General features: G+C 73.2%; 5 protein-coding genes and 1 pseudogene. 3 read left to right on the plus strand and 3 right to left on the minus strand.

All coding sequences use genetic code 11. The features are described 5' to 3' along the window. Positions 1 to 94: 94 nt before the first annotated feature. Positions 95 to 946, plus strand: coding sequence for an ABC transporter permease subunit (locus D3105_RS31710; protein ID WP_118906320.1), 852 nt, complete (start codon positions 95 to 97; stop codon positions 944 to 946). Between the two features lie 25 nt (positions 947 to 971). Here D3105_RS31710 and D3105_RS31715 read toward each other — a convergent pair whose 3' ends face one another. Next, positions 972 to 1301, minus strand: a complete 330-nt coding sequence (locus D3105_RS31715) for an ATP/GTP-binding protein (protein ID WP_118906321.1) — start codon at positions 1299 to 1301, stop codon at positions 972 to 974. 213 nt (positions 1302 to 1514) lie between these two features. On the opposite strand from D3105_RS31715, the gene D3105_RS31720 reads away from it, so the two are divergent. Beyond that, the gene (locus D3105_RS31720) at positions 1515 to 2576 is read left to right on the plus strand and encodes an LLM class flavin-dependent oxidoreductase (RefSeq protein WP_118906322.1); all 1062 of its coding nucleotides are present in this window, start codon (positions 1515 to 1517) and stop codon (positions 2574 to 2576) included. Between the two features lie 114 nt (positions 2577 to 2690). Here the strand turns inward: D3105_RS31720 and D3105_RS31725 are convergent, their stop codons facing one another. Further along, entirely contained in the window at positions 2691 to 3083 is a 393-nt protein-coding gene (locus D3105_RS31725) for an SCO5389 family protein (RefSeq protein ID WP_018550059.1), read from the minus strand. 270 nt (positions 3084 to 3353) lie between these two features. Between D3105_RS31725 and nucS the strand changes: the two genes are divergently transcribed. After that, positions 3354 to 4025, plus strand: a complete 672-nt coding sequence (nucS, locus tag D3105_RS31730) for an endonuclease NucS (protein WP_006127607.1) — start codon at positions 3354 to 3356, stop codon at positions 4023 to 4025. A gap of 81 nt (positions 4026 to 4106) precedes the next feature. Here nucS and D3105_RS31735 read toward each other — a convergent pair. Continuing rightward, positions 4107 to 5603 (minus strand): annotated as a pseudogene (locus D3105_RS31735) (MSCRAMM family adhesin SdrC); the annotation flags it as partial.

The raw sequence follows: 5603 nt of genomic DNA on the forward strand, positions 1-5603 counted from the left end.
CATCTCAGCGCCCGCGCCCGGCCGCTGAGCCGTCCGCGGCCGCCGAGCCCTCTTCCGCCGCCCCGGCCGGAGAGCAGACCAGCAAGGACCTGAGATGACGTCCCCGGCCACCCCGCAGGACCGCCGGCAGGCTCCGGAGGCGGGCCTGCTGAGCTTCTACGAGTCGCCGATCCCGATCCGGCCCGCCACCCTGGGCGACGCGATCGCCTCGGAGTGGACCAAGCTCCGTTCCGTGCGCGCCACGGTCTGGACGCTCGGCGTGATGGTCGCGCTGATGCTGACGCTCGGGGTGGGCACCGCGCTGCTGCTCGCGGCGAACGACACCAACCTGGCGGGCGAGCCCGCGCTGGCCCTCGGCCTCTTCGGGGTACTGCTGGGCTCGCTCTGCGTGATCACGCTCGGGGTGCTGACCATCGGCTCCGAGTACAGCACCGGCATGATCCGTACGACGCTGACGGCGTGCCCCAGCCGGGCCCGGGTGCTCGCGGCGAAGGCGATCGTCTTCTTCTCGCTGGTCTTCGTCATCACGACGGTGACCGCCACGGTCGTGGCGGTGTTCCAGACCGTGATCCTGAGCGGTACGGTCGCCGCCTCGGGCGGCGCGTGGGCGCTCGCGACGGTCGGCGTCGGGCTCTACATCGCGGGACTCGGCCTGCTGTCGCTCGGGGTCGGCGCGATCGTGCGGCACACGGCGGGAGCGATCACCATCATGATCGGCGTGGTGCTGCTGCCGCTGGTCCTCGCGCCCTTCATGTTCGCCGAGGCGCTGCGGGGCGTTCAGCGCTTCCTGGTCGAGTACTCGATCCCCAACCAGCTCAGCGCGCTCTACGGCACGACGATGACCAATTCCGGCCCGTCCGCCTGGGAACCGCTGCTGGTGATGCTGGGCCTGGTCGCCGTGGCGCTGGGCGGGGCGGTCGCGCTGCTGAACCGGCGCGACGTCTGAATCAGGCCGGATCCGAACGACGGGCTCAGTAGCGCGGCGCGTTCCGGGACCGCTGCACCTTCGTGGTGCGGCGGTCCTTCGCGTTCCAGCAGGCCTTGTGCCAGTGCCTGCGGTCGTCGATCCCGCCGTACTCCGGCCAGGTCACCAGGTGCGGGACCCCGGAGGGGATCTCCTGGTCGCAGCCGGGGCAGCGGTACCGCTTGCCCTGGGCGCTCGCGCCGCTCACCGGGCGCACCGACCACTCCTCGCCCTGCCAGCTCTCGGTGGCCCCTCCCCCGCCGTACCTGCCGGGCGCCGCACCGGGGCGTTCGTCGGGACTCTCGCCGCCACGGGGGCGGTTGCGGCGCGGGGACACGGGACACCTCACGGGAGCGGATCGGGCTGGGGGCCACCAAGCCTAGGCGGTCTCGTCCGGGGCAGTCGTCGATCAGCCCGCCGGTACGGTCCGGCAGTGGGGTGAGTTAGCGGAAAATCGCAACAACTTCCGTCCGGACCGTGCCTTTGGCACGTGTCAGACGTTGTTGCCGGTGGGGGAGAAACGCGTCGGGCCGCAAGGAGGCAAGAGACGATGCGCATCGGAACGTTCGTTCTGGCAGCCCAGTTCCCGGGACAGGGGCCGGGTGAGGCTCTGCACCGGGCCGTCCGGTCCACCGAGGCCGCGGAGGAGAGCGGGCTCGACTCGGTCTGGCTGGCCGAGCACCACTTCGTGCCGTACGGGGTCTGCCCGTCGGCGACGACGCTGGCCGCGCTGCTGCTGGGCCGCACCCGCAGGATCCGGGTCGGCACGGCGGTCAGCGTGCTGCCCAACCACCACCCCGTGGCTCTCGCCGAGCAGGCCGCGCTGCTGCATCTGACCAGCGGCGGGCGCTTCTCGCTCGGGGTGGGCCGGGGCGGTCCGTGGGTGGACCTGGAGGTGTTCGGCGGCGGTCTCGACGCGTACGAGAACGGCTTCCCCGAGGCGCTGGACCTGGTGCTCGACTGGCTGCGGGAGCCGCGCGTCGCGGGGCGCGGCGAGCGGTTCGGCTTCCGCGAGGTGGCGGTGGTGCCGCGCGCGGACGAGCTGCTGGTGGCCCCGGCGGACGCGGGGCCGGACACCGCCGGACCGGGCGGCGGGCCCGAGATCGTCGTGGCGTGCACCTCGCCGAGGAGTGTGCGGCTCGCGGCGGCACGGGCGCTGCCGATGCTGCTGGGCATGCACTGCGGGGACGAGGAGAAGGCGGAGATGGTCGCCCTGTGGCGTACGGCCGCGCGGGAGGCCGGGCATCCGCCCGAGGTGGTGGAGGGGGCCGCACATGTGTCCGCCGGGGTGGCCCAGATCGCGGACGGCGCCGGGGACGCCACGGAGATGCTGGTGAAGACGATGCCGGGCTGGTTGCGCCAGGGCCTCGACGCCCATGTCACGGTCGACGGCAGGCACCGAGTGATGCGGGACCCGGTCGCGTACACGGAACTGCTGTGCGGGCTGCACCCGGTGGGGACGCCGCGGCTGGCCGCGGACCGGCTCGCGGCCACCGCCGAGCGGACCGGGATCACCCGGTTCGCGCTGCTGGTGGAGGGATCGGGCGATCTCGCGGCGACCGAGGAGAACGTGCGGCGGCTGGGTGCCGACGTGCTGCCGCTGCTCACCTGACCTGTGCCTGTGCATGGACGAGGACCTCGCGTGGGACATGTGGTGCGGTGGTACGGGAGCTGCCGCCCCGGAGCCAGTTGCACCTCCCGCGGCCCGGAACGGCAGCAGAAGCGTTCAGCAGTCCCGTAGTTCGGGCGACTGGTTGAGCAACTGGCCCCTCACCGAGGTGAACTTGGCCAGTCGGTCGTCGACCGAGGCGTCCAGCGGGAACACCGCGACGCGGTGGCAGTTCTGGAATGCGAGACGCACTCCGAAGTGCCGCTGCAGCGCGCCGCGTATCGCATCACTCGCGAGCGCGCGCAGCAGCTGACCACGAGCCTGCTCGTTCGGCGGCGGCGTCTGGTTGTCGGCGAACTCTCCGCCGTCGACCTTCAGCTGGGCCACCAACGAGCTGATCATCTCCCATGCGAAGGGCAGGGAGGTCCGGACGCAGTCGACGAAGTCGGCTTCGTCGACCTCGCCTCGCTCGGCCTGTTCCAACAGCGCCGGTGAGACGTCGAGCGACATGGGTTCTCCTCTCGCGACCCCGGAGAGTGGCCGGGGCCTTACGGGCAGGGAAGGGGGCGACGACGCAGCGTGCACGGGCGACGACCTCCTGCTTCCACGGTAAGCGCGCAGTCGGGGCCGCACCAGGAGATTGGGAACACAACCGGCCAATAACGAAGGGGCGCAAAGAGGGGCAAGCCCGCGCCGCCCCGTGCGGCGTGCACCGAGTGACGGGAGGCGACGGGTGGGGAAATCGCGTCGGGCCCCTGTCGTCGAGTAGCGTTGCCCACCATGCGTCTCGTCATCGCCCGTTGCTCCGTGGACTACGCGGGCCGGCTCACAGCCCACCTGCCCTCCGCCCCCCGACTGATCCTGGTGAAGGCGGACGGAAGCGTCTCCATCCACGCCGACGACCGGGCGTACAAACCGCTCAACTGGATGTCCCCGCCGTGCACCCTGAAGGAGGGCGTCGACGGTGAGGAAGGCGTCTGGACCGTGGTGAACAAGGCGGGCGAAAAACTGATCATCACGATGGAGGAAGTCCTCCACGACTCGTCGTACGAGCTGGGCGTCGACCCGGGGCTCATCAAGGACGGCGTGGAGGCGCACCTCCAGGAACTGCTCGCCGACCGGATCGAGATCCTCGGCGAGGGCCACACCCTGATCCGCCGTGAGTACCCCACCGCGATCGGTCCGGTGGACATCCTGTGCCGGGACGCGAACGGGCAGACGGTGGCCGTGGAGCTGAAGCGGCGCGGGGACATCGACGGTGTGGAGCAGCTGACGCGCTATCTGGAGCTGCTGAACCGCGACCCTCATCTGGCGCCGGTGCGGGGCGTCTTCGCCGCGCAGGAGATCAAGCCGCAGGCCCGGGTGCTGGCGACGGACCGGGGCATCGGCTGTCTGGTCCTGGACTACGACGCGATGCGCGGCATCGAGGACGACAAGCTGCGCCTGTTCTGACCGTCCGGCACGTCTACGGCGGAGAGCCGGGGTGGCTCACGCGCAAGCGTGAGCCACCCCGGCTCTCCGCGTCCCGCCCGCTCAGACGGCCGGGTCGGCGACCGCGCCGGACTCCGATGCGCTCGCGGACTCGACGGGGCCGACCGCGGAGGTGGAGGTGTCCGGCTCCGAGGGTTCGCCCGTGGACGGAGTGGGCGTCGGGTCCGGCGACTCGCTCTCCGACTCGGAGGGCGTGGGGCTCGGGCTCTCGCTCTCGGTCTTCGTGGGCCGGGGCGACGTCTTCGTCGGCGTCGGCTCACCCGGCGTGCTGCTCTCCCCGTCCGTCGGCTCGCCCGTCGGTGACGTACCGCTCGACGAGGAGGCGCTCGGGGAGGGCGATCCGGAGGTGCTGGGGGTCGCGGAGTCCGAGGCGCTCGGGGTCGCGGACGTCTCGTCGGTGGCCGGCCCGGTCGGGGACGAGCCGTCGTCCGTCTCGTCGGCGGGCAGACCGTCGTCGGCCGGGTCCTCGGTGGCCGTCTGCTCGGTCGTGACGTTGCGGCTGTCCGGCTCGTCGCCGTCCGAGGTGACGCCGAGGGTGACGACGGTGCCGAGCACCGCGATCAGCAGGGCGCCCGCGCCCGCGGCGGCCAGGTTGCGCCGGGCGCCGCCCAGGACGGCGCGGCCGGAGACCTTGCGTGCGGCGGGGCCGGGCGGCAGCGAGGAGATGACCGTGGGCTCCTCCTCGGCGGTGTTGCGGAGGAACAGCGGCGCCCCGGATATCCCGCCCGGCGGCGTACCCGGAAGGTCCGGGCGCACGGCGGTCGCCTCGCCGCCCGAGGGAGTCCCGCCGAGGGGGGCGAAGTCGCCGGAGCGGTCCGCGACCAGGGCGAGGGCGCGGCGCCCGGCCACGGCCCCGGACTTGTCGGCGAGCACGCCGCGCATCCCGATCGAGGTCTCCAGCTCGGCCCGGGCCCGGTCCGGGTTGCCGGTGCAGAGCGCGAGGACGCCCAACTCGTGGTGGAAGTAAGCCTCTTCGGCGACCTCACCGGCGATCCTGGCGGCCTCCTGGCCGAACCTGAGCGCCCGCTCCCAGGCTCCCCAGCCCAGCCCGGCGGCGAAGGCCGGGGAGGCGCTGCGGGCCAGCAGGACGGCCGCGCTGGCCGCACCCGCCTCGTCGCCCGGGACCAGCCGGGCCAGGGCGGCGACGATCGCGTCGGCCTCGGCGACGGCCCGCTGCGGGGTGACCGAGGGGTGCGAGGTCCACCAGGCGTAGTGCTGCGCGGCGGTACGGGCGTGGGTGGCGGCGTCGTCCTCGTAACCGGCGGCCACGAGCTGGGCGAGGACTCCGGCGGCGAGGCGGTAGCGCGGGCCGGCCGGGGAGAGCAGATAGCAGCCCGCGAGTTCGCCGAGCGCGGCGTCCGCGTGGGTGTCGCCCACGAGGGCCGGCAGATGGGCCTGGTGGGGCACCTCGCCGCCGAGGGCGACGGCGAAGCGCAGGGTGGCGCGGGCCGCCTCGCTGAGCCGGGAGGCGAGCAGCTCGGCGGGCGCGGCGCCCTCGCCGAGGCTCGGCAGGGGGACGTCGAGGGCGTCGGCGGGGGG

The organism is Streptomyces globisporus, from assembly GCF_003501885.1.
GTDB lineage: Bacteria > Actinomycetota > Actinomycetes > Streptomycetales > Streptomycetaceae > Streptomyces > Streptomyces globisporus_D.